This is a genomic window from Vulcanococcus sp. Clear-D1 (assembly GCF_014654725.1).
Taxonomy (GTDB): Bacteria; Cyanobacteriota; Cyanobacteriia; order PCC-6307; family Cyanobiaceae; genus Vulcanococcus.
The window spans coordinates 34,224-53,802 of record NZ_JACVZV010000036.1; the positions used below are offsets into that span (position 1 = coordinate 34,224).

Sequence of the window (19,579 nt, forward strand, 5' to 3'; positions counted from 1 at the left end):
CTTTCCTCACACCCCGTCCTCATCTTTCTCGCCTCCCATGGTTTCCATCCGCCCCGACGAGATCAGCGCGATCCTCAAGCAGCAGATCGCTGATTACGACAAGTCGGTTTCCGTCAGCAACGTCGGCACCGTGCTGCAGATCGGCGACGGTATCGCCCGCATCTATGGCCTCGATCAGGTCATGGCCGGTGAGCTTGTGCAGTTCGAAGACGGCACCGAGGGCATCGCTCTGAACCTCGAAGACGACAACGTCGGCGCGGTGCTGATGGGCGAGGGCCGGGGCATCCAGGAAGGCAGCACCGTGAAGGCCACCGGCAAGATCGCCTCGGTGCCCGTGGGCGACGCGATGCTCGGCCGTGTGGTGAACCCCCTGGGTCTGCCCATCGATGGCAAGGGCGACATCGCCACCAGCGAGACCCGTCTGATCGAGTCGATGGCGCCTGGCATCATCCAGCGCAAGTCGGTGCATGAGCCCATGCAGACCGGCATCACCGCCATCGACGCGATGATCCCCATCGGCCGCGGCCAGCGCGAGCTGATCATTGGCGACCGCCAGACCGGCAAAACCGCCATCGCGATCGACACGATCATCAACCAGAAGGGCGAAGACGTCGTTTGCGTCTATGTGGCTGTTGGCCAGAAGGCTGCTTCTGTGGCCAACGTGGTGGAAGTGCTGCGCGAGAAGGGCGCCCTCGACTACACCATCGTGGTCGCCGCCAACGCCTCTGAGTCGGCTGCGCTGCAGTACCTGGCTCCCTACACCGGCGCCGCCATCGCTGAGTCCTTCATGTACAAGGGCAAAGCCACCCTCGTCATCTATGACGACCTCACCAAGCAGGCTCAGGCTTACCGCCAGATGTCGCTGCTGCTCCGTCGTCCCCCCGGTCGTGAGGCTTACCCCGGCGACGTGTTCTATTGCCACAGCCGTCTGCTCGAGCGTGCCGCCAAACTGAGCGACGCCATGGGCAAGGGCTCGATGACCGCCCTGCCGATCATCGAAACCCAGGCTGGTGACGTGTCGGCCTACATCCCCACCAACGTGATTTCGATCACCGATGGTCAGGTGTTCCTCAGTTCCGACCTGTTCAACTCCGGTCTGCGCCCCGCCATCAACGTGGGTATCTCGGTGAGCCGTGTGGGCGGTGCTGCCCAGACCAAGGCCATCAAGAAGATTGCCGGTACCCTCAAGCTCGAGCTGGCTCAGTTCGACGAATTGGCTGCCTTCTCCCAGTTCGCCTCCGACCTCGACGCCGCCACCCAGCAGCAGCTGGCCCGCGGCAAGCGTCTGCGCGAGATCCTCAAGCAGCCCCAGTTCAGCCCCCTGATCCTGGCTGAGCAGGTGGCTGTGGTGTACGCCGGTGTGAAGGGCATGATCGACGAAGTGCCCGTGGAGTCGGTGGTTCAGTTCTGCCGCGAACTGCGCGAGTACCTCAAGAGCAACAAGGCCGAGTTCATTAACAAGGTGCAGACCGAGAAGCAGCTCAGCGACGAGGCTGAGGCCATGCTCAAGGACGCCATCAATGAAGTGAAGTCGTCGATGCTGGCTGCGGCCTGATCCTGACGGTTAACCCGGAGAACCCCTTCCATGGCCAACCTCAAGGAGATCCGCGACAGGATCAGTTCGGTTAAGAACACCCGCAAGATCACCGAGGCTATGCGCCTGGTGGCCGCCGCCAAAGTGCGCCGGGCCCAGGAGCAGGTGCTGCGCAGCCGGCCGTTCGCCGACCGGCTGGCGCGGATTCTGGAGAACCTCCAGACCCGCATGCAGTTCGAATCGGTGGATGCTCCCCTGCTGGAGAGTCGCGATGTGAGCACCATCACCTTGCTCGCCGTGACTGGCGATCGCGGTCTCTGTGGTGGCTACAACGCCAACATCATTAAGCGCACCGAGCAACGTCACGCTGAGCTCACCGCTCAGGGCTACAAGGTTGACCTGGTGCTGATCGGCCGGAAAGTGGCCACCTACTTCCAAAACCGTTCCAGCCAGTACACCATTCGCGCCACCTTTATGGGGCTCGAGCAGGTGCCCAATGCTTCTGAAGCAGGCAAGATCGCTGAGGAAGTGCTGGCGGAGTTCCTCTCTGGCAGTACCGATCGCGTGGAGATCATCTTCACCAAGTTCATCAACCTGGTGAGCTCCAAGCCCGTGTCGCAAACTCTGCTGCCCCTGGATCCCCAGGGCATTGCCAGCCCGGATGATGAGATTTTCCGTCTCACCACCCGCGATGGTCAGTTGGGCGTGGAGACAGGCAAGGTTGCCAATGAGCAACCAGCTCTGCCCTCTGATCTGGTGTTTGAGCAGACCCCTGAGCAGCTCCTCAACGCTCTGCTGCCGCTCTATCTGCAAAACCAGCTGCTGCGCTCCCTCCAGGAAGCCGCAGCTTCCGAGCTGGCCAGCCGGATGACGGCCATGAACAACGCCAGCGATAACGCAAAGGCGCTCGCGAAAACCCTCACCCTCGACTACAACAAGGCCCGCCAGGCCGCCATTACCCAGGAGATCCTGGAAGTGGTAGGTGGTGCGGCTGCCATGGCCTGAGGCGTTTAGCCAACCGAAAACCCTCGCCCCGTTCGGCCGTTACCGCTTCGCGGATACGGCCTCTGCGGGGCGAGGGTTTTCATTTGGCCGCCATCGGGGAGTCAGTTCCCTGCGGCCCCAGCCTCGATCCGGGCGCAGGATGAACGGATGGCAGCACGGGTGAGTGGTTGATGGGGATGGAGTTGCAGGCGCTATTTCCGTTGGCCTTGGGGCGGGTGCAGTTGCGGCTGGATCCTTGGGATCTGGCGTTGTTGATGCAGGAGGTGCTGGCGTTGCGCGGCGATGCCGTGGGCAATCCCATGCCTGGTTGCGCCTGGACGGGGGATATCAACGGCATTTGGCAGGTGCACCGGCTGGAGGCCTTTGCGGCGATCACGGCAGAGGTGGAGCGCCAGGCCTGGGGGTACCTGCAGGACCTCGGTTTTCGCGAGGGGAGTGTGGCGCTGCATGTGCAGCGGGCCTGGCCGGTGGTGAGTGAGCCGGGCCAGGTGGTGGGCCGTCATCACCATCCCAATGCGCATCTCAGTGCCGTGCTGTATCTCAACGGGGATGGCAGTGGCCGCAGCGGCTACCTGCGCCTGTTCCCTCGTCAGCAGAGCAACGAGCTGGTGCTCGGTTTGGCGGTGGGCCATGGCGGCCCGATCGATGCCGATTCCGCAGGAGGCCTGCGTTGGAATGCTCCCTGGGTGGATGTGGCGCCGCAGGCAGGCCTGCTCGTGTTCTTCCCTGCCCACACGGATCACGCTGTGACCTCCAACGACGACGACGAGGACCTGCGGCTGTCGCTGGCATTCGATCTGGCGCTCACCGCTCCCTTCGCCGGGCCGGCTGATGCGGCCCCACCGGAATACCTGGCTCCCCATCCGGCTCAATGGACGGAGCTGCAGCAGCGGGCCGGTGATCCGGGACAATGAACGGCCACCAGCCCCAGCTGCCGCTGCGCCCCATGAGCGACACCTACACCGTTGTTTGCGAGATCAACGGCACCAGCCACAGCTTCAGCTGCAGCGCTGAGCAGACCGTGCTGGCCGCTGCGGAGGCCGCCGGTGTGGATCTGCCCAGCTCCTGTTGCTCCGGCGTGTGCACCACCTGTGCCGCCCGCATCCATGAGGGCAGCGTGCACCAGCCGGATGCCATGGGCGTGAAGGCCGAGCTGCAGGAGCAGGGCTACGCGCTGCTCTGCGTGGCGTTCCCTCGCAGTGATCTCAAGCTCACCGCCGGCCAAGAAGATGCCCTTTACGAAGCGCAGTTCGGTCAGTACCAGAAGTGAGCAGCGTCCAGCTGCTCCCGCTGCTGCTGCAGCTCGAACGCCAGTCCGGCTCCTTGCGTGCTCAGGTTGAAGCGGCGGTTCGCGCCCATGGCACGCCACTGCGCTGGGCAATCACCGCCGTTCAGCACCGCCCAGAGCAGCCGCCATTGCTCCAGATCGAGGCCGTTGTGCTCAGCGGCGTTGCTGCGGAGGTTGTTGACGCGTGATCAGCACGTCTCCAGCCCTGCCCACCCTGTTGGTGATCCCCACCGGCATTGGGTGTGCCGTGGGCGGATACGCCGGCGATGCCCTGCCGGCGGCACGCTTGCTTGCGGCGGCCAGCGGCTGCCTGATCACCCATCCCAACGTGATGAATGGGGCGGCTCTCTATTGGAGTGATCCGCGCATCCACTACGTGGAGGGATCCAGTCTCGATCGCTTCGCGGCGGGGGAGCTTCTGCTCCAACCGGTTCGCCAGCAGCGGGTGGGGTTGTTGCTGGATGCCGGCATCGAGCCTGAGTTACGTCAGCGTCACCTGCAGGTGGCCGATGGGTGCCGCGCCACCCTCGGGCTTGAGATCGGCCCGGTGGTGATCACGGATCGTCCTCTGGAGGTGAGCCTCAGCCTTGGGGTCAGTGGCGTCAGCTGGGGGCAGCTGGGCCAGCCGGAGGCGCTGCTGCGGGCCGGCCGACAGCTCAAGGCCGCAGGGGCCACCGCCATCGCCGTGGTCGCCCGCTTCCCCGATGATCCAGACAGCGAAGCCCTGGCGGCCTACCGCCAAGGCAGTGGCGTGGATGCTCTGGCCGGTGCCGAAGCGGTGATCAGCCACCTGCTCAGCCGTGAGCTGGGTTTGCCCTGTGCCCATGCGCCGGCCCTCAGCCCGCTGCCGCTCGATCCCGATCTCGACCCCCGTGCTGCCGGCGAGGAGCTGGGCTTCACCTTTCTGCCCTGTGTTTTGGTGGGCCTGAGCAGGGCACCGGATCTGTTGCCTGCCGCACCCTCACCTGTCGTGGGCGGGGCGACGAGCTCCGCGCTGGGGATTGATGCGGTGGGCGCTGTGATTGCTCCAGCGGGAGCGCTCGGCGGCGGCGCTGTATTGGCTTGCGCTGAACGCGGCATTCCCGTGATAGCCGTTGATAACCCCTGCCTGCTGGCGGTGACGGCAGAGGTGCTGGGGCTCGAGGTGATTGCGGCCTCCAGCTACAGCGAGGCGGCGGGGCTGGTGTTGGCGCTGCGCGAGGGAATCGCTCCTGCCGCGTTGCGCCGGCCGTTGCCCCCTTTGCGGCTGCAGGCCTGATGGCGGGCTTTGGCAGCACAGGCCCAGACCCGCAGCAGCCTTGCCCCTGCGGTGGCAGCAGTGTGGGCGCCAGTTATGGCCGTTGCTGCCGCCCGCTGCACCGGCAGGAACAAGCTGTCGCCACGGCTGAGCAGCTGATGCGCTCGCGCTACAGCGCCTTTGCCCTCGCCCAGATTGATCATCTGCTGCGCACACAACCCTCCGAGCAACCCGTGCAGGCCCGGCGCCGTTCGCTGGAGGCCAGCTGCCGGAAGCTACGTTGGCGTGGTCTGGAGATCGTGGCCACAGAAGCCGGCGGCCCTGACGATCTGGAGGGCACCGTGACCTTCATCGCGCACTACAGCGCTGGTGCGGAGCGGGGGACCCTGCGGGAGTGCTCCCGCTTTGCCCGCGAGGGTGGCAGGCCCGATGGGGCTTGGCTCTACCTCGAGGCGCTCGAGCTCAGCGGTTGAGCCCGGTGCAGATCCGATCGAGCACCGAGGCGCAGCGGGTGCTCGATCGGGCCATGCATTCACCGCTCAGGGTTTCAAGCCAGAGCTCTCCGGTGCTGGCGATGTCGCTCCAGTCGGCCCACACCCGCACGTAATCGTTCACGCGGCGGCCGGAGCAGGGCCGCTCGAACGCCATCAGGGTGCGCTGGTCGGGTTGCTCCACCTCAAGGCCGAGCTGCTCCAGCAGGGGGCGCAGCAGCTCTCCCGGGGAGCGGGAGCCGTGGAAGGGAACGAGGGCGCGGCAGTAGGCCATGGCGTGGGACGGGCCGTGCCTTCAACGTATGGATGGCGCGGTGCAGGGTTCACCGCCTGCTCAGATTGTTTTCCACTCCGGCGCTTCAGCTCAGGCAGGCCATCGGATGCCGCGTGGGCAGCCCCAGGGCCTTGGCCACGCCGGGATGGCAGAGCGATCCCTCCACCGTGTTCAGCCCAGACACCAGCTCAGGCCGATCGGTGACGGCTTCCACCAGCCCGCGACCAGCCACGGCGGCGATGTAGGGGAGGGTGACACTCACCAGCGCTTCGGTGGACGTGAAGGGAACGGCCCCGGGCATGTTGCCCACGGCGTAGTGCTGCACCCCGTGAATGCGTACCACGGGATCGGTGTGGGTGGTTTCGCGGCTGGTGGCGATGCAGCCGCCCTGATCGATCGCCACATCCACGATCACCGAGCCCGGTTGCATCTGCGCCACCAGGGCTTCCTCAACCAAGGTGGGAGCGCGATCGGCCGGCAGCAGCACCGCACCGATCAGGAGATCGGCGGAGGGCACGAGCCGCTCCAGCAGGCCGCGGCTACTCACCAGGCTCACCAGGCGGCCCTGCCGCTGGTTTTCCAGGCGCCGCAGCCGCTCGGGGGAGAGGTCGAGCAGGAACACCTCCGCATCCATGGCGGCGGCCAGCCGAGCGGCATTCCAACCCACACTGCCGGCACCAAGCACCACCACCCGGGCCGGCCGCACGCCGGTGCAGCCTCCGATCAAGACGCCCCGCCCGCCCTGGGGTTTCTCGAGCAGGCGCGCACCCACCTGGGCCGCGAGCCGGCCGGCGATCTCACTCATCGGCGCCAGCAGAGGCAGGCTGCCATCGGCCAGTTGCACCGTTTCGTAGGCGATGGCGGTGGTGCCTGACTGCAGCAAGGCTCGGCCCACCGCGGGGTAAGCCGCCAGGTGCAGATAAGTGAACAGCACCAGATCGGGCCGCAGGAAGACGAACTCTTCGGGCTGCGGTTCCTTCACCTTGACCACCAGATGGGCAGCCCAGGCCTCCGTTTGATCCACCACGGCGGCACCGGCGGCTTCAAAGGCTGCATCGCTGATGCCGGCTCCTTCGCCAGCGCCCTGTTCGATGCGCACCTGCAGCCCATGGCTCGCGAGCTCGCGCACCGCATCGGGCGTGAGCGCCACCCGCCGTTCATCGGGCTTGATCTCCCGCGGCACGCCGATGCTGGCGATCGGGGCGATGGTGGCGGCCATGGCGCGATCGCGGTGGCGGATCGCCCTTCAGCTTGGCGCCGCTGGCAGGGATTGACCACGGTTGATGGCCGCAGCGATCGGCATCCTCCAGCCGCTGCCAAAGGAGCGTTGGCTGAGTTTGAGCACTGGTGGTGCCTGGCGGCGTTTGAATTCTGCGCGGCGCAGCAAGCCCATCACCCGTTGGGCCAGCGCAGCATCGACGCCCCGGGCGATCAGATCTTCGGGGCTTTGATGCTCTTCCAGGAGTGCCTGCAGCAGCGGATCGAGCAGCGCGTAATCCGGCAGAGAATCGCTGTCGCGTTGGTCGGGACGCAGTTCGGCGCTGGGGGGTTTTTCTCGGATGGCGGCGCCCACCAGCTCGCCGGCGGCCGGCAGGCCGAGCTCAGCGCGGCAGTGGGCTGATGCTGTGGAATCGATCCAGGCGCAGAGCCGGAACACGCTGGTTTTGTAGAGGTCGCCAATGACGGCCAGCCCGCCGTTCATGTCGCCATAGAGCGTGCAATAGCCAACGGCCAGCTCGCTTTTATTGCCGGTGGAGAGCAGCAACTGCCCTTGCTGGTTGGCCACAGCCATGAGCAGGGTGCCGCGGATGCGCGATTGCAGGTTTTCGGCTGTTAATCCCGCGGGTTCAGCGCCGAGTGGCTGGGTGAGGGCCGCATCAAAACTCGCCATCAAGGGCGCGATCGGCACCGTGTGGGTGGCGATGCCCAGGCGATCGGCGAGGGCTAGGGAGTCTTGGATCGAGCCCTCCGAGCTCCAGGGTGAGGGCATCAGCAGCGCCTGCACGTTCTCTCGCCCCAGGGCCGCGGTCGCGATCACCGCCACCAGGGCTGAATCGATGCCGCCGCTCAGCCCCAGCAGCGCCTTGCTGAAACCGCACTTGCGGGCGTAGTCGCGCACCCCAAGCACCAGGGCGCGCAGCAGCAGCTCGTCGGTTGCGGGCAGGGCGGGATGGTGTTTCTGTGCGGGCGTGGCATCGCGGCTGTCCCAGAGGCCGAGATCAGCCTCGGCAAAGCTCAGCTGGCGCAGCACCTCGCCATCGGCGCTGGTGACGAAGCTGCCGCCGTCGAACACCAGTTCGTCGTTACCGCCCACTTGATTCACATACGCCACCGGGCACTGCAGCCGGCGGGCCGCGGCGGCGGCTAGCTCACGCCGCAGCTGTGCCTTCCCTGTGCCGAAGGGTGAGGCCGAGAGGTTGAGCAGCAGATCGGGTTGCAGTGCCTGCAGATCCGCCACGGGATCATCCCCGAGCAGCCGCTGCTGGTGGAGCTCTTCCTCCACCCACAAGTCTTCGCAGATGGTGATGCCGAGGCGCCAGAGGCGGCCATGGCGTTCCAGCTCCACCAAGCAGGGCTGGTCGGCCGGACGGAAGTAGCGCCGCTCATCGAACACGTCGTAGCTGGGTAGCAGGCGCTTGCGGGCCACCACCCGCCAGCTGCCGTGCTCCACCAGCGCGGCGGCGTTGAACAGATCGGGGATCTGCCGATCGGGCGTGGGCTCGCTCACTCCCAGCAGCAGGACCAGCCCCTGGGGAAGCTCGCCGGCAAGCCTGTTCAGAGCCTGCTGCTGCTGATGGCGGAGCGCCGGGCGCAGCAGCAGATCGCGAGGTGGGTAGCCCCAGAGCGCCAACTCCGGCGCCACCACTAGATCGGCGCCAGCTGTGGCGGCGCGGCGACAGGCCTGCAGCAGCTGCTCGCCATTGCCGGCCAAGTCGCCCACCAGCGGGTTGATCTGGGCGAGGGCGAGACGCATCAGCGGAGGGAGCGGGAGGGCTGCTGCCCCAGGCCGTAGAGATTGTGACGAACCAGTTCCGCCCACAGTGCCGCCGGCACCTGCTCGGGGCTGGGATGCCGGCGGATCGAGGAGCTCGCGGTGGCTGGCACCGGCAGGTGCACCAGCTCTGGCTGCCCGCCCAGGTTGCGGATCGCCTCCAGTGCCGCCGGATACAGGGCGAATCCTTTCCTTGGAACCACCGCCAGACGGCAGCGCTGCAGCAGTTCAGCCGCTTTCCACCACGTCGGCACTTGCGCGACCAGATCCCCACCCACCACAAACACCAGAGAGTGGCCGGGCCAACGCTCAGCCGCTCGCTCCACGGTGATCAGGGCCCGCGGATTGCTCAGCTGCTGAACATGACGAATGCGGGGATTGCCGATCGCCTCCACCAAGGCAGCCAGCAGCCGGGCTCTGAGTCCCAGCGGGGCACCGTGCTGTTTGAACGGATTGTCGCTGGCCCAGGTGGCCACCTGGCCGTAGTGATCAGCCAGTCCCTCGAGCAGGGCGCGGTGGCCTTCGGTGGGGGGGTCGGCGCTGGTGCCGAGCAATGCCAGGCTGGGCAGCTCGCTCATGGCAGCAGCGGCAGTAGGGCTGCCGCTTGGTTGCTTCGGTCGTGCCACTGCTGCAGCCAGGCCCTGGCCTGAGGGTCTTGGCGGGCCAGTCTCCGCAGCAAGGATGCCGGCCGCAGCCTCCCCCGTTCGGCGCTGCGCAGCAGTTCGGCGGCCGCCAGCCGGCCGGTGAGCCGGGTGGTGTGCACCGCCAGTGCTGCTTGGGCCAAGGCCACCGGCGCCGCCGGCGCCAGGCTGAGGCCGCCGCTCAGGGGAGCCGCCAGCAGCAGCACCTGGCGCAGGCCCCCTAGTAGCAGCTGGATGCCCAGTTGGGTGCCTCCCAGGAGTGCGTTCTGGGCTGACAGCCGCGTGAGCAGGGCGCGGGCGCCGCCGCCCCCCAGCTCCAGGCCGTAGAGCTCACAGAGCTGCACCACCAGGGCGGTGTCGAGGGCAATGCCGCCGGCGAGATCCAGCAGCAGCAAAGGGTTGGCCGCCACGCCGGTGGCTTTGAGGGCGGCGTAGCGGCCGATCAGCGCCTGGGCGCTCTCCTTGCCGCGGCGCAAGCGCCATTGGTGCAAGCGCTGGGCGAAGCGATCAGCCGCTCGTAGGCCGTTGAGGCCCAGCAGCAGCGCACCGTGCTGGCTGAGCAGCTCGAGCAGAGCCCATCGCAGGGGTGCCACCTGGGGCGGCATCGGTTCGCTGCGCACACGGCCATCGGCCAACACCACCGCTTGCCGCGGCGCCGAGGCCACCGCCAACAGCTCCAGATCGCGGTGAGCCGGAGGCAAGCGCCGGCGGATGCTGCTGATCAAGGCCTCGCGCTCGCTCTCCGGCCAGCAATCGATGCGGTTGAGCGCCAGCAGCACTGGTTTGCCGGCGGCCAGCAGTTGCTCCAGGGCTTCGGCTTCCGGGGTGGTGAGGTCGCTGTCGAGCACCAGCAGCACCAGGTCGGCCCCTACGGCCACCCGTGCCGCCAGCCGCTGCCGCGCTTTGGCGGCAATCTCATCGATGCCGGGGGTATCCACCAAGTCCACGCCGGTGAGCCCGGGGATGCGCACGCTCCAGGGGCGCCGCTGTTGGCTGCGGGTGCAGCCATGGGCCACATCGGTGGCGAAGGCCTCCTCCTCCAGCAGCGCATTGAGCAGGCTGGATTTACCCACCCCCACCCGGCCGAACACGGCGACCCGCAGGCGCCGCTGTTTCAAAGCCAGCAGTTGTTGATCCAGGGCCTGTAGTTCCGGTCCAAGGGCGCTGCGCTCCCGGTCGCTCAGTCGCAGCCCGCTGCGCCACTCGCCCAGGAGCAGCTCGCAGCGCTCGGCGGTGGAGGGAGAACGCAAGGGCGGTGGCGGGAACGCCATGCATTGAAGCGGTTGTGCCATCGTCGCGCTCAGCCCCGCTCGCTTCCATGCTGATCAGCCCAGCCGTGTACGCCGAGCGCCGCGCCCGTTTCTTTCAGGCCCTGGGCGGAGCCGCTGCAGTGATCCCTGCGGCCCCGTTGGTGACGCATCACGCCGATTGCGAGTGGCCGTTCCGCCAGAACAGCGATTTTTGGTATCTCACTGGCTTCGATGAGCCTGATGCGGTGGCCTTATTCCTGCCGCACAGGCCGGAGGGGGAGCGCTATGTGCTGTTCGTGAACCCCAAAGAACCCAGTGCCGAGGTGTGGAACGGCTTCCGCTGGGGCTGTGAGGGAGCGGTGGAGCAGTTCGGTGCCGACCTGGCCCATCCCCGCAGCGAGCTGGCCCAGCGCCTACCGGAGTATCTGAGTGGAGCCGAGGGCATTGCGTTCCGCGTGGGCAAGCATCCGGCGGTGGAGCCGCTGGTGCTGCAGGCCTGGGCCGGGCAGCTGGATCGTGCCCCCCGCAGCGGTGCTGCCGCCCTCGGGCTCGTGGCCCCCTGCCCGCTGCTGCATGGGCTGCGGCTGCGCAAGAGCCCCGAGGAGCTCGATCGCATGCGCGAGGCGGCTCGCATCTCGGCGGAGGCCCATGAGCTGGCGCGCCAGGTGGTGCGGCCGGGGCTGAACGAGCGCCAGGTGCAGGCGGTGATCGAGCAGCACTTCCTGGAGCAGGGCGCCCGCGGCGCGGCCTACAACTCGATCGTTGCCGGCGGCGATAACGCTTGCGTGCTGCACTACACCGCCAACAACTCCGAGCTGCGCGACGGCGATCTGCTCCTGATCGATGCCGGTTGCTCCCTGAACGACTACTACAACGGAGACATCACCCGCACCTTCCCGATCAACGGCCGCTTCAGCGGAGAACAGCGGGCTCTCTATGAGCTGGTGCTCGCGGCCCAGGAGGCGGCTGTGGCCGCTGTTGCACCTGGGCAAACCGCAGAAGCTGTGCACGACACGGCTGTGCGAGTGCTGGTTGAGGGCCTTGTCGATCTGGGCCTTCTGGCCGGTGAGATCGACGGAATCATTGAGCGGGGAGCCTTCCGCCACCTCTACATGCACCGCACCGGCCACTGGGTCGGACTCGACGTGCACGACGTGGGCGCCTACCGCCTAGGTGAGCACCACGTGGCGCTGGAGCCGGGGATGGTGCTCACCGTGGAGCCCGGCCTGTATGTGAGCGATCGCCTGCCGGTGCCGGAAGGGCAACCCGCCATCGAAGATCGCTGGAAGGGCATCGGCATCCGCATCGAAGACGACGTGGCAGTGACCGATCACGGCCACGAGAACCTCACGGCTTCGGCGCTGAAGGCACCGGCGGCGATGGAGCGCTGAGAGGGCTCACGGCAGCGCTTCCGCCCAGCTGCGGATCACCCGCAGCCCAGCGATCTGCTCAAAGTGCTGGTCGAAGCTGAACAGCAGTGCGCCATGCTCGAGGCAGCAGGCGGCGATCCAGATGTCGTTGGTGGGAATCGGCCTGCCTTGGCGACGCAGGTCGCGGTAGATCAGGGCATAGCTGTCAGCGGTGGCCAGGCCGTTGGCGCACACGCTCACCCGTGGTGAGGCCAGGAAGCGGTTGAGCTCTTCGCGGTTGCGTGCCTCCTGGGTGCCGCAGGCGAAGCCGGCGAGCAGCTCGCCCACCACGGTGCTGCTCAGCAGCAGCTGATCGGCATGGCGGATCACCTCTACACAGGCGGCGTCACCGCGTTTGAAGCCGGCGTAGGTGTTTGTGTCGAGGGCGATCGCTCGCATCCTTCACTCCCACAGCTCAGGGTCCACCTGCTCCAGGGGGGCGATGGCTGCGTTGAAGGCATCGGCCTCGTTTTGGCTCCAGGTGCCCGCGAGGGCATCAAGGTCGTCATGGGTTCCTGCGGCGTTGTCACCGCTGCCCGTGAGGCGCTGGAGAGCCAGCTTGTTCAAGCTGATGCCCTGGCGCTGGGCTTCGTTCTTGAGATCCTCGAGTTGTTGGGCTTCTAGGCCTCGCACGCTGATGGCTGCCACGGAACGCAGGCAGAGAGTGCCATCAAGCTAGCGATAGTTGCTAGCAGTGATCCGTGCCTGCTAGCGCTTGCTCCAAACCCGCCAGCACCGCCGCGGTGCTGGGAATCACGGAATCGGCACCGGCCTCCCACAGCTGGGCCTCATAGCGGCCGCGGCGCTCGCCGGCTTCGGGGCTGTGCAGGTGGGGCGGTGCCACCGCCAGGCTCAGGAAGCGCTGCTCGGGTTGCACTTGTCGGGCGCGCTGCACGGTGAGGACGTCGGCCACGGTGTCGCCGAGGTACGCCACAGGGGCCGCCGTGGCGCCCAGGGGGCCGACTAGGTCGCTGGCGAGGCGCAGAAAACCGGTTGGGTCCGGTTTGTCGGGGGCGTCTCCCATGGCGATCAGCGGCGGGCGGCTCAGCCCCAGGCGTTGCTCCAGCACGAACCGGGCGGAGGGCGGTTCGGCGCCGCTCACAAAGCCCCAGGACACGCCTGCTGCACTCAGTTCCTCAAAGAAGCTCCGATCCACCAGCAGCGGCTCACTGCCAATGAAGCCCTGCCAGGCGCTTGGGTCGCCCTCAGGGTCGCCGCCGAAATAAAAGCCGTTGAACACGTCCACCAGCGCCTGAAACGCCGGCAGCTCCGCCAGGCCGCCCCGGCGCAGGAGCTCCAGGGAGGCCTCCCAGTCGTTGTTCCAGCAGCCCTCGGCCTTCAGCGCATCAATGGCGGAGGGCTCAGGCCGCACACCGCTGTAGTGCTGCACCGTTTCCACGATGGCCCGGCGGTAGCTGCCGCCCACATCCCGGATCACGCCGTCGATGTCGAACAGCAGGACAGCGCGGGGACTCAGGGGCTTGGCAACAGCGGCTGGTAGGTTAGTTGTTTGTGATTAAGCCTTGAGCGCTGACACCATGAGCACAGAGAGCGCTGAAAGCGCCGTGGCGACAGCCGCCGCTGAGGTTTCCTCGGAGGACACCACCGAAGGCCGTCCCGTGCTGCGTGGTGCCAGTGCTGTTCTGGCAGCAGCCACCATCGACGAGAACGGCGTTCCCTCCGGCCGTACCCCCAAGGCCGATGAGGGTCGCTTCCTCGTGAAGATCCTGTGGCTGCCCGACAACGTGGCCCTGGCTGTGGATCAGATCGTGGGTGGTGGCCCCAGCCCCCTCACTTCCTACTTCTTCTGGCCCCGTGAGGACGCCTGGGAAACCCTCAAAACTGAACTTGAGGGCAAGAGCTGGATCACCGACAACGAGCGCGTTGAAATCCTCAACAAGGCCACCGAGGTAATCAACTACTGGCAGGAAGAGGGCAAGGGCAAGAGCCTCGAAGAGGCCAAGCTCAAGTTCCCCGATGTCACCTTCTGCGGTACCGCTTGATCGCTGCGCACGACGCATTGGCAGCTGCCCCCGCAAGGGGGCTTTTTCATGCCTTAACCGCAAGGGCTCAGCTCACTGCCGGCCGCGGGTCACTTGGCCGAAGCTGCTGCCGGTGATCAGGGCTGGATCGGTGCTGGTGTCCACCGTGAACTGGCGCGACTCGCTCTGGCTGCTCCCATCGGGATACACAAAGGTGACCACCCCTTCAAGGCTCACCTGTGAACCATTGATCCCGATGGTCCGCAGCTGATCCACGCTGACGCGTTGAAATTGGCGGAAGAAGGCGGGATCGAACTGATCCGCCGCCTCACCGCTGAAACGTTGGCGTGCGCCCTGGAGATTGCCCAGGGAGAGGTCGTTGTAAAGCTGCTCCACGCTCGCAATCGCCTGAGCTGCGGCGGCATCGCTGCTGGCTTGCTGGCTCAGATCCGGCGCCGGTGGTGCCTCGGTGGTGGTGGTGTCGGGGCTGGGGGTGATCAGTTCACCGGGGAGCCGCGGCCGTTGGGCCTCTGCAGGGTTGTTGCTGGGCAGAGTGGTTTGCAGCAGCAGCCAGGCCAGGCCTCCACCTACACCCACCACCAGCACGCCGGCCATGAAGCTCAGCACGGCCACCAGCCCATTGCTGCCGCCACGGGCCTCGGTAGGCCCCATTGCGTCGTCGTACTCCTCTGTCACTTCCTCCGCCGGTTCTGGCTCGTTCTGCTGAACACTGGCTGCTATAGGGCTTGGCAACGGCGCTGCAGCCGGCGGCGCGTTGGTCTCCTGCAGGCCCATCAGCCCGCGCAGCACCGCATCCATGCGTGCGCAGATCGGTGCAGCGAACACCTCATTGAGTTCTTGCTGCAGCCGCAGCTGAAGGCGCGGATCGGCGGGCAGGGGTGGTTGCTGGCTGGCGGCGCTGCTGAACCCAGGTGAGAGCACCAGGTATTTCAGGGCTGGCAGCAGGGCCAGTTGACTCTGGCCGCAGAAATCGCCCACTAGGGCCTGGAGCCGGCGTCCATCGAGGGGCAGGCCCCGCTCCAGATCGCTGAGGATCTGGCGGCGCAGATTGGCTCCGAGCGCGTAATCGTTCACGGGTTCTTTGGCGCCGCGGCTGGCGCTGCAGCTGCAGGCATCTTGCCCTTTGCCGGCGCGGCCGTGGTGCGGGCCCGTTGCCATTGGCGGCTCAGCTCAGCGTTCAGCGCAGCGCAGCCGGGGATCGGGCCGCTCTGGCTGGCGGCGATCAAGGCGCCGAGTGGATCGGTGCTGGTGGGTTGTTGCAGCTGGCTGGCCAGTTGCGGCTGCTCAAGCAGGGCCTTGAACTGGGCGCGGCGCTGGTTGAGGTTGCTCTGGATCTGCTCGGGATTAGCGCAGAGTTGGCGTGCTTGGGCCTGCAGCGGCGTCTCCTGCCGTGTGATCAGCCACGCCCCCAGACCAATGCCAGACGCCGCCAACAACAGCAGCAGCCAGCGCCATGATCCCGCCGGCAGCACGCCGCTCCGCCTTGGCCTGGCAGCTCGGTGGGCCATCGCCAGCGACACGTCATCGCCGCTGCCGGCTTGGGTGATGTGGGCGAGCCCCTCCTCCAGCTCCTGGCGATCGCGCAGATCCACCAGAGCAGCGCAGAGCTGCAGATAGTCGGCGTCGGTGGCGCAGGATTTGCGCACGCCATCGGTGCTGAGCACCAGAGCCTGCAGATCTGTTTGGGGCTCCAGCGGATGCAGTTGGGTGCGCGGGAGCCAGAGCTGCTGATCCAGCTCCTGGCAGAGGCTGCCGGTGGCCTCGCTGTCGCTGTGCTCGCGCTCCTCGCTGAGCAGTGCAGCTTGGCCCTGTTGATCGATGGCGCTCAGATCCCAGTCGCCGATGCCCGTGCAGCCCCACCACTGCGGCGCCAGCAGCACCAGCCCAAGGGTGCTCCCGTAAAGGAGGGGTGAGAAGGGCTCGTGCTCGGCTTGCGGTTGCAGCGCCCAGTCGGCTGTGATCGCTGTCAGCCAGCGCTGATGAATCGTGGTTGGCAGCTCCTGCTTGAGCCATTGCCGCCAGCGCTCTGGATCCGCCAGGGGTGTGCAGGCCAGCCACTGTTCCACCACCTCCTGGCTCACCTGGCAGGCCAAGGCGCTGCCCCGGTGGCTGAGCCGGTAGCGATGGCCGCCGTGGCCATCGGCCACCACCAGCAGCTGCAGACTGCCGTCCCTGCCCTTGAGCTCCACACTCAGGCTGGCGTCCTGGCACGGTTTCTGCTGGCGGCGATGGGCCGCGCCGATCACGCTGCAGGCCTGCAGGTGCTGCCAGCGCGGGCTCACCACACCAGGGGGCCCACGTCGTCGCTGGGATCCAGCAGCGTGGGTGGCAGATCCGGCAGAGGGATGTTGGCCGGGCTGTTCGGCCCGCCGGCATCGGCTGCGGTCACGCGACTGGCGGGCATGGAAGCAGCCCCCACCACGGCAGTGGAGGCCCACTGGATGTACTGGGCCAGGGTGGTGGCATTGCTCGCCTGCAGCGGCCGCCGCGGCGACTTGCCGTGTGCCGATGGCTCCGGACCAATGAACTGCTGCAGCACCTCCAGATCAGCGTCATGGCCCATGGCAATCGCCAGACGCACCGCCTTCTGGGCCCACGGCCGCCGCATCAGGTTGGCCAGGCCTGCGTCGAAATCATCGGTGGGCTGGCCGTCCGAGATCAGCACCAGCACCGGCGGCAGCGCCCGCTCCTCCATCGGCGGCGACTGCAGGGCATCGGCCACCAGATTGAGGGCATCGCCCATGGCGGTGATGCCGCCGGCCTCCAGGTCGCGCCACTGCAGCTGCTGCACGGGGGTGGCTTCGGCCAGGTGCCAGGCCGCCTGATCGGCAAAGCGCACGGCGCGCACCAGCACCCGCGCTTCGGGGTTCTCGCGGGCCACCTCGGCCATGCCCGGCAGCGATTGGCGGATCGCCTGGTTGAGGGCTTGCATCTTGCCCTGGGCAGCCATCGAGCCACTGCAATCGCAGAGGTAGATGAAGTGCAGCGGCCGGTTGCTGAGCCGAACGTTGGGGAAGGGCATGGCTTAGGGGCGTAGCACCAGGATCGCTCCGGCGCTGCTGTCGATCTGCTGCAGGGCCGAGAGGTTACAGGTTTTGCCCGGGTCGAGCTCGATGCTTTGCCCGCTGGTGGTGCGTCCACGCCAGCGGCTGGTGCTCAGGTTCTGCAGGCCCAGCAGGGCGGGGTCGCTGGGGTGGGCCACCAGCCGGGCCAGGGGTTCACGGATGGCCTCGCCGACCAGGGGATCGAAGTGATGGGGCTGCAGTTCATTGCCGGCCGCGGCGCTCACCAGGCCATGGGGCAGCCGCAGGCGGAGCGGCTCTGGCAGCGGTGTGCCGCAGCTCCAGCAGGCGCCTGGGGCATCGGCAGCGGGGAAGGTTTCCTGGCCGCAATGGCTGCACAGCTGGCGTTGATCCAGGCAGAGGCTGATCGCCTGCTTCCACTGCCCTGTGAGTGTGCGTTGCTCGCTCTGGCGCAGCCCGGGGCCGAAGCTCTGTTCAAACAGGCGTTGCAGGCCGGCTGGATAAATGGGCCACGTGATCAGAGCGGCGCTGTGCTCGATCGGATCGGGCCTGTTGCGTGGATCGTTGGGATCAAAGATGAACAGGGCCTCATCGCCATATAGCCGGCGCCGGGCCGGTTCGTCCAGGCAGCGGATCGCCAGTTCCCGTTGGCCGCGGAAGGGGTCGTGTCGCGTCAGTAGCCGGAACAGCAGCACCGCCAGGGAGAAGAGATCACTGCGCGCGCTCGGTTTCGCCTGGCCCAACAGCACTTCCGGCGCCATGAATCCAGGTGTTCCGAGCACGCTTCCGCTGCTCTGGCCATCCACATCCACGTTGTCGTTGTCGCAGATGAGGATCCCGCCGCTGCTGGGATCCAGAAACAGGTTGCCCAGCGAAACGTCCTTGTAACAGAGGCCCTTGAGGTGCAGTTGATGGAAGGCCTCCGCCAGGTGGAAGCAGGCCTTGAGCACGCACTGAAGGCTGATGGCTAGATCGCCCCCGGCGTGACGATGGGCTCCCACAAACGCGTCCGGGCGTAGGCCCATCAGGTAACCGAAGCCGCCGGCGGCAGCAGGAAAGCGCCCCAGGCTTCCGGGGATGGGATCCAACAGTGCCAAGGGCCAAAGGAAATCACGGTTCGGGGCGCCGAGCCGGATGCTCTGCTGCAGCCGCTCCCGCAGTTGTGGATCCCTGCCGATGCAAGCCGGGAAGTACCACTTCAGTGCCAGCCGCTCACCGCCGAGCTGCACGGCAAACACCTGGCCCTGGCTGCCTCCCCCCAGCCCCTGCTCAATCCGTAGGGGTTGCTCCAGGCCTGCAAAGGGCAGGCTGGCGCCTTCGGGCAGCAACCAGTTCATGCGGAGGTGGCGTCCTGGCCGATGGCCTGACGGATGCCGTTGCGGTGGGCCAGGGCCGTGCGGCGATTGGCGAAACCATGGCGCACGGCTCGTCCATCGCGCAGCACCAGTACCAACTGATGCTGCTTGCGCGAACCCAGCAGGATCCAGCCGGCCAGGGCGCCGGCCTGCAGCGGCCAGAACACCAGCGGAAACGGCAACAGCAGCAGACCTCCCAGACAGAGCAGCAGCCACCAGCTGAAGATGTGGGGATGCAGCGGCAGGCTTTGCACGGCTGCCGATCGGATCTCGGCGACGGCCACGTGCTGCTCGCCAACGCTGATGCTGCGGGGCGGGGCGGCAGGTGGTGCGGTGGCGGCCGGCGCCACAGGTGGTTTTGCCGTAGCAGCCGCCGTAGCTGGGGGAGCTTTCGCCTCCACGGCTACGGCAGATTCGAACACCAGCACCGGGCCACTGCGGCCGAGCCGGATTTCATCACCGTTTTCTAGGCGCTTGCATTGATGCACCTGGCGCCCCTCGAGAAAGGTGCCGTCGTTGCTTTGCCAGTTGCACACCAGCCAGCCCTGACTGCGGGAGAAGCGCACCACGGCATGGTGCTCTGAAACCCCCTCCAGGTTGGCCAGGCACAGGCTGTTGCTGGCCGCGCGCCCGATGGTGAGCGGTTTGGCGGGATCCAGCGGCGCCACCTTGCGGCGATCCGCCGCCAGCACCAGGCGTGCAGCAGGGGCGCTCATGGTTGCCTGCGCCGGCGGCGCCACCACAGCTGCCAGTCATCGCGCAGGTCGTTCCACCAGCCGCCGTCGCCTTCGCGGTAAGGCACCACGCGGCCAGGAAAGAGCAGGGCCTTGCTGGCGAGGGCCAGGGCGATCAGCACCAGCACAAGGAGCACCCAGCCGGGGATCGCACCCACCCAGGTGGCGGCGAAGAAGGCGCGGATCGCGTACAGCCCGATCGTGAACGCCAGCCACAGCCGGAAGGGTTCCCAGGGGTCCCGTTGGCGCTGCAACGATCCGCTTGAAGGCTGGCCGTAGCCTATGGCCGGGCTGCAACACCCGCCTGGCCACCGCATCGCATCTGGCTTCATTGAAAGAGCGC

Annotated in this window: 23 protein-coding genes; 9 read left to right on the forward strand and 14 right to left on the reverse strand. The window is 67.1% G+C overall.

Features of this window, described 5'->3' with window-relative positions; all coding sequences use genetic code 11:
• Window positions 1-37: 37 nt before the first annotated feature.
• The 7 genes from atpA to H9532_RS13175 all read left to right on the forward strand — a co-directional run bounded on the left by atpA (window position 38) and on the right by H9532_RS13175 (window position 5,537).
• Window positions 38-1,555: a F0F1 ATP synthase subunit alpha gene (atpA, locus tag H9532_RS13145; RefSeq protein WP_296369261.1), complete on the forward strand. Its 1,518-nt coding sequence runs from the start codon at window positions 38-40 to the stop codon at window positions 1,553-1,555.
• A gap of 30 nt (window positions 1,556-1,585) precedes the next feature.
• Window positions 1,586-2,539 (forward strand): F0F1 ATP synthase subunit gamma, encoded by a 954-nt coding sequence (locus tag H9532_RS13150; RefSeq protein WP_296369263.1) that lies wholly within the window; start codon window positions 1,586-1,588, stop codon window positions 2,537-2,539.
• A gap of 176 nt (window positions 2,540-2,715) precedes the next feature.
• Window positions 2,716-3,453: a putative 2OG-Fe(II) oxygenase gene (locus tag H9532_RS13155; RefSeq protein ID WP_296369265.1), complete on the forward strand. Its 738-nt coding sequence runs from the start codon at window positions 2,716-2,718 to the stop codon at window positions 3,451-3,453.
• Window positions 3,454-3,485: 32 nt separating this feature from the next.
• Window positions 3,486-3,809 carry a 2Fe-2S iron-sulfur cluster-binding protein gene (locus tag H9532_RS13160; RefSeq protein WP_296369570.1) on the forward strand — a complete coding sequence of 108 codons (324 nt, stop codon included), beginning with the start codon at window positions 3,486-3,488 and terminating at the stop codon, window positions 3,807-3,809.
• Window positions 3,806-4,015, forward strand: a complete 210-nt coding sequence (locus H9532_RS13165) for a hypothetical protein (protein WP_296369269.1) — start codon at window positions 3,806-3,808, stop codon at window positions 4,013-4,015. The genes H9532_RS13160 and H9532_RS13165 overlap by 4 nt, the downstream gene beginning before the upstream one ends.
• The gene (locus H9532_RS13170; RefSeq protein ID WP_296369572.1) at window positions 4,015-5,085 is read left to right on the forward strand and encodes a DUF3326 domain-containing protein; all 1,071 of its coding nucleotides are present in this window, start codon (window positions 4,015-4,017) and stop codon (window positions 5,083-5,085) included. Before H9532_RS13165 ends, H9532_RS13170 begins: the two co-directional genes overlap by 1 nt.
• The gene (locus H9532_RS13175) at window positions 5,085-5,537 is read left to right on the forward strand and encodes a YchJ family metal-binding protein (protein ID WP_296369271.1); all 453 of its coding nucleotides are present in this window, start codon (window positions 5,085-5,087) and stop codon (window positions 5,535-5,537) included. Before H9532_RS13170 ends, H9532_RS13175 begins: the two co-directional genes overlap by 1 nt.
• Here H9532_RS13175 and H9532_RS13180 read toward each other — a convergent pair.
• The 5 genes from H9532_RS13180 to H9532_RS13200 form a co-directional block, all read right to left on the reverse strand.
• Entirely contained in the window at window positions 5,527-5,829 is a 303-nt protein-coding gene (locus H9532_RS13180; protein ID WP_296369273.1) for a hypothetical protein, read from the reverse strand. The two genes, H9532_RS13175 and H9532_RS13180, sit on opposite strands and share 11 nt — an antisense overlap.
• 85 nt (window positions 5,830-5,914) lie before the next feature.
• Complete coding sequence (gene ald / locus H9532_RS13185; protein ID WP_296369275.1) at window positions 5,915-7,048, reverse strand: alanine dehydrogenase; 1,134 nt, start codon at window positions 7,046-7,048, stop codon at window positions 5,915-5,917.
• A 27-nt stretch (window positions 7,049-7,075) separates the two neighbouring features.
• Entirely contained in the window at window positions 7,076-8,803 is a 1,728-nt protein-coding gene (locus H9532_RS13190; protein ID WP_296369276.1) for an NAD+ synthase, read from the reverse strand.
• Complete coding sequence (locus tag H9532_RS13195) at window positions 8,803-9,399, reverse strand: nicotinate-nucleotide adenylyltransferase (protein ID WP_296369278.1); 597 nt, start codon at window positions 9,397-9,399, stop codon at window positions 8,803-8,805. The genes H9532_RS13190 and H9532_RS13195 overlap by 1 nt, the downstream gene beginning before the upstream one ends.
• Window positions 9,396-10,754, reverse strand: a complete 1,359-nt coding sequence (locus H9532_RS13200) for a DUF697 domain-containing protein (RefSeq protein WP_296369280.1) — start codon at window positions 10,752-10,754, stop codon at window positions 9,396-9,398. Before H9532_RS13200 ends, H9532_RS13195 begins: the two co-directional genes overlap by 4 nt.
• 26 nt (window positions 10,755-10,780) lie before the next feature.
• Between H9532_RS13200 and H9532_RS13205 the strand changes: the two genes are divergently transcribed.
• Window positions 10,781-12,103 (forward strand): aminopeptidase P N-terminal domain-containing protein, encoded by a 1,323-nt coding sequence (locus tag H9532_RS13205; protein WP_296369282.1) that lies wholly within the window; start codon window positions 10,781-10,783, stop codon window positions 12,101-12,103.
• 6 nt (window positions 12,104-12,109) lie between these two features.
• On the opposite strand, the gene H9532_RS13210 is transcribed toward H9532_RS13205, so the two are convergent.
• Genes H9532_RS13210 through H9532_RS13220 form a run of 3 tightly spaced genes read right to left on the reverse strand, consistent with a single transcriptional unit; the run spans window position 12,110 to window position 13,598 of the window.
• Window positions 12,110-12,520, reverse strand: coding sequence for a type II toxin-antitoxin system VapC family toxin (locus H9532_RS13210; RefSeq protein WP_296369284.1), 411 nt, complete (start codon window positions 12,518-12,520; stop codon window positions 12,110-12,112).
• Window positions 12,521-12,523: 3 nt separating this feature from the next.
• Window positions 12,524-12,769 (reverse strand): hypothetical protein, encoded by a 246-nt coding sequence (locus H9532_RS13215; RefSeq protein WP_296369286.1) that lies wholly within the window; start codon window positions 12,767-12,769, stop codon window positions 12,524-12,526.
• Window positions 12,770-12,809: 40 nt separating this feature from the next.
• The gene (locus H9532_RS13220) at window positions 12,810-13,598 is read right to left on the reverse strand and encodes a TIGR01548 family HAD-type hydrolase (RefSeq protein WP_296369574.1); all 789 of its coding nucleotides are present in this window, start codon (window positions 13,596-13,598) and stop codon (window positions 12,810-12,812) included.
• Window positions 13,599-13,644: 46 nt separating this feature from the next.
• Here H9532_RS13220 and H9532_RS13225 point away from each other — a divergent pair, with 46 nt between their 5' ends.
• Window positions 13,645-14,124, forward strand: a complete 480-nt coding sequence (locus tag H9532_RS13225; protein ID WP_296369288.1) for a 30S ribosomal protein PSRP-3 — start codon at window positions 13,645-13,647, stop codon at window positions 14,122-14,124.
• Between the two features lie 72 nt (window positions 14,125-14,196).
• Here H9532_RS13225 and H9532_RS13230 read toward each other — a convergent pair whose 3' ends face one another.
• From H9532_RS13230 to H9532_RS13255, 6 genes are read right to left on the reverse strand one after another with little or no spacing between them, the layout of a single operon-like run.
• Window positions 14,197-15,282, reverse strand: a complete 1,086-nt coding sequence (locus tag H9532_RS13230; RefSeq protein ID WP_296369290.1) for a hypothetical protein — start codon at window positions 15,280-15,282, stop codon at window positions 14,197-14,199.
• Window positions 15,195-16,406 (reverse strand): protein phosphatase 2C domain-containing protein, encoded by a 1,212-nt coding sequence (locus tag H9532_RS13235; RefSeq protein WP_296369293.1) that lies wholly within the window; start codon window positions 16,404-16,406, stop codon window positions 15,195-15,197. Before H9532_RS13235 ends, H9532_RS13230 begins: the two co-directional genes overlap by 88 nt.
• The gene (locus H9532_RS13240) at window positions 16,403-17,146 is read right to left on the reverse strand and encodes a VWA domain-containing protein (RefSeq protein WP_296369295.1); all 744 of its coding nucleotides are present in this window, start codon (window positions 17,144-17,146) and stop codon (window positions 16,403-16,405) included. Before H9532_RS13240 ends, H9532_RS13235 begins: the two co-directional genes overlap by 4 nt.
• A gap of 3 nt (window positions 17,147-17,149) precedes the next feature.
• Complete coding sequence (locus tag H9532_RS13245) at window positions 17,150-18,484, reverse strand: protein kinase (RefSeq protein WP_296369297.1); 1,335 nt, start codon at window positions 18,482-18,484, stop codon at window positions 17,150-17,152.
• On the reverse strand, window positions 18,481-19,218 hold the full coding sequence (locus tag H9532_RS13250; RefSeq protein WP_296369299.1) for an FHA domain-containing protein: 738 nt from the start codon (window positions 19,216-19,218) through the stop codon (window positions 18,481-18,483). The genes H9532_RS13245 and H9532_RS13250 overlap by 4 nt, the downstream gene beginning before the upstream one ends.
• Window positions 19,215-19,490 (reverse strand): hypothetical protein, encoded by a 276-nt coding sequence (locus tag H9532_RS13255; protein WP_296369301.1) that lies wholly within the window; start codon window positions 19,488-19,490, stop codon window positions 19,215-19,217. Before H9532_RS13255 ends, H9532_RS13250 begins: the two co-directional genes overlap by 4 nt.
• Window positions 19,491-19,579 lie beyond the last annotated feature (89 nt).

What these genes read in the sequence shown, in the direction of transcription:
- atpA (WP_296369261.1), top strand. Translation starts at nt 38, where the DNA reads ATGGTTTCCATCCGCCCCGACGAGATCAGCGCGATCCTCAAGCAGCAG.
- H9532_RS13150 (WP_296369263.1), top strand. Translation starts at nt 1,586, where the DNA reads ATGGCCAACCTCAAGGAGATCCGCGACAGGATCAGTTCGGTTAAGAAC.
- H9532_RS13155 (WP_296369265.1), top strand. Translation starts at nt 2,716, where the DNA reads ATGGAGTTGCAGGCGCTATTTCCGTTGGCCTTGGGGCGGGTGCAGTTG.
- H9532_RS13160 (WP_296369570.1), top strand. Translation starts at nt 3,486, where the DNA reads ATGAGCGACACCTACACCGTTGTTTGCGAGATCAACGGCACCAGCCAC.
- H9532_RS13175 (WP_296369271.1), top strand. Translation starts at nt 5,085, where the DNA reads ATGGCGGGCTTTGGCAGCACAGGCCCAGACCCGCAGCAGCCTTGCCCC.
- H9532_RS13180 (WP_296369273.1), bottom strand. Translation starts at nt 5,829, where the DNA reads ATGGCCTACTGCCGCGCCCTCGTTCCCTTCCACGGCTCCCGCTCCCCG.
- ald (WP_296369275.1), bottom strand. Translation starts at nt 7,048, where the DNA reads ATGGCCGCCACCATCGCCCCGATCGCCAGCATCGGCGTGCCGCGGGAG.
- H9532_RS13190 (WP_296369276.1), bottom strand. Translation starts at nt 8,803, where the DNA reads ATGCGTCTCGCCCTCGCCCAGATCAACCCGCTGGTGGGCGACTTGGCC.
- H9532_RS13195 (WP_296369278.1), bottom strand. Translation starts at nt 9,399, where the DNA reads ATGAGCGAGCTGCCCAGCCTGGCATTGCTCGGCACCAGCGCCGACCCC.
- H9532_RS13200 (WP_296369280.1), bottom strand. Translation starts at nt 10,754, where the DNA reads ATGGCACAACCGCTTCAATGCATGGCGTTCCCGCCACCGCCCTTGCGT.
- H9532_RS13205 (WP_296369282.1), top strand. Translation starts at nt 10,781, where the DNA reads ATGCTGATCAGCCCAGCCGTGTACGCCGAGCGCCGCGCCCGTTTCTTT.
- H9532_RS13210 (WP_296369284.1), bottom strand. Translation starts at nt 12,520, where the DNA reads ATGCGAGCGATCGCCCTCGACACAAACACCTACGCCGGCTTCAAACGC.
- H9532_RS13230 (WP_296369290.1), bottom strand. Translation starts at nt 15,282, where the DNA reads ATGGCAACGGGCCCGCACCACGGCCGCGCCGGCAAAGGGCAAGATGCC.
- H9532_RS13240 (WP_296369295.1), bottom strand. Translation starts at nt 17,146, where the DNA reads ATGCCCTTCCCCAACGTTCGGCTCAGCAACCGGCCGCTGCACTTCATC.
- H9532_RS13245 (WP_296369297.1), bottom strand. Translation starts at nt 18,484, where the DNA reads ATGAACTGGTTGCTGCCCGAAGGCGCCAGCCTGCCCTTTGCAGGCCTG.
- H9532_RS13250 (WP_296369299.1), bottom strand. Translation starts at nt 19,218, where the DNA reads ATGAGCGCCCCTGCTGCACGCCTGGTGCTGGCGGCGGATCGCCGCAAG.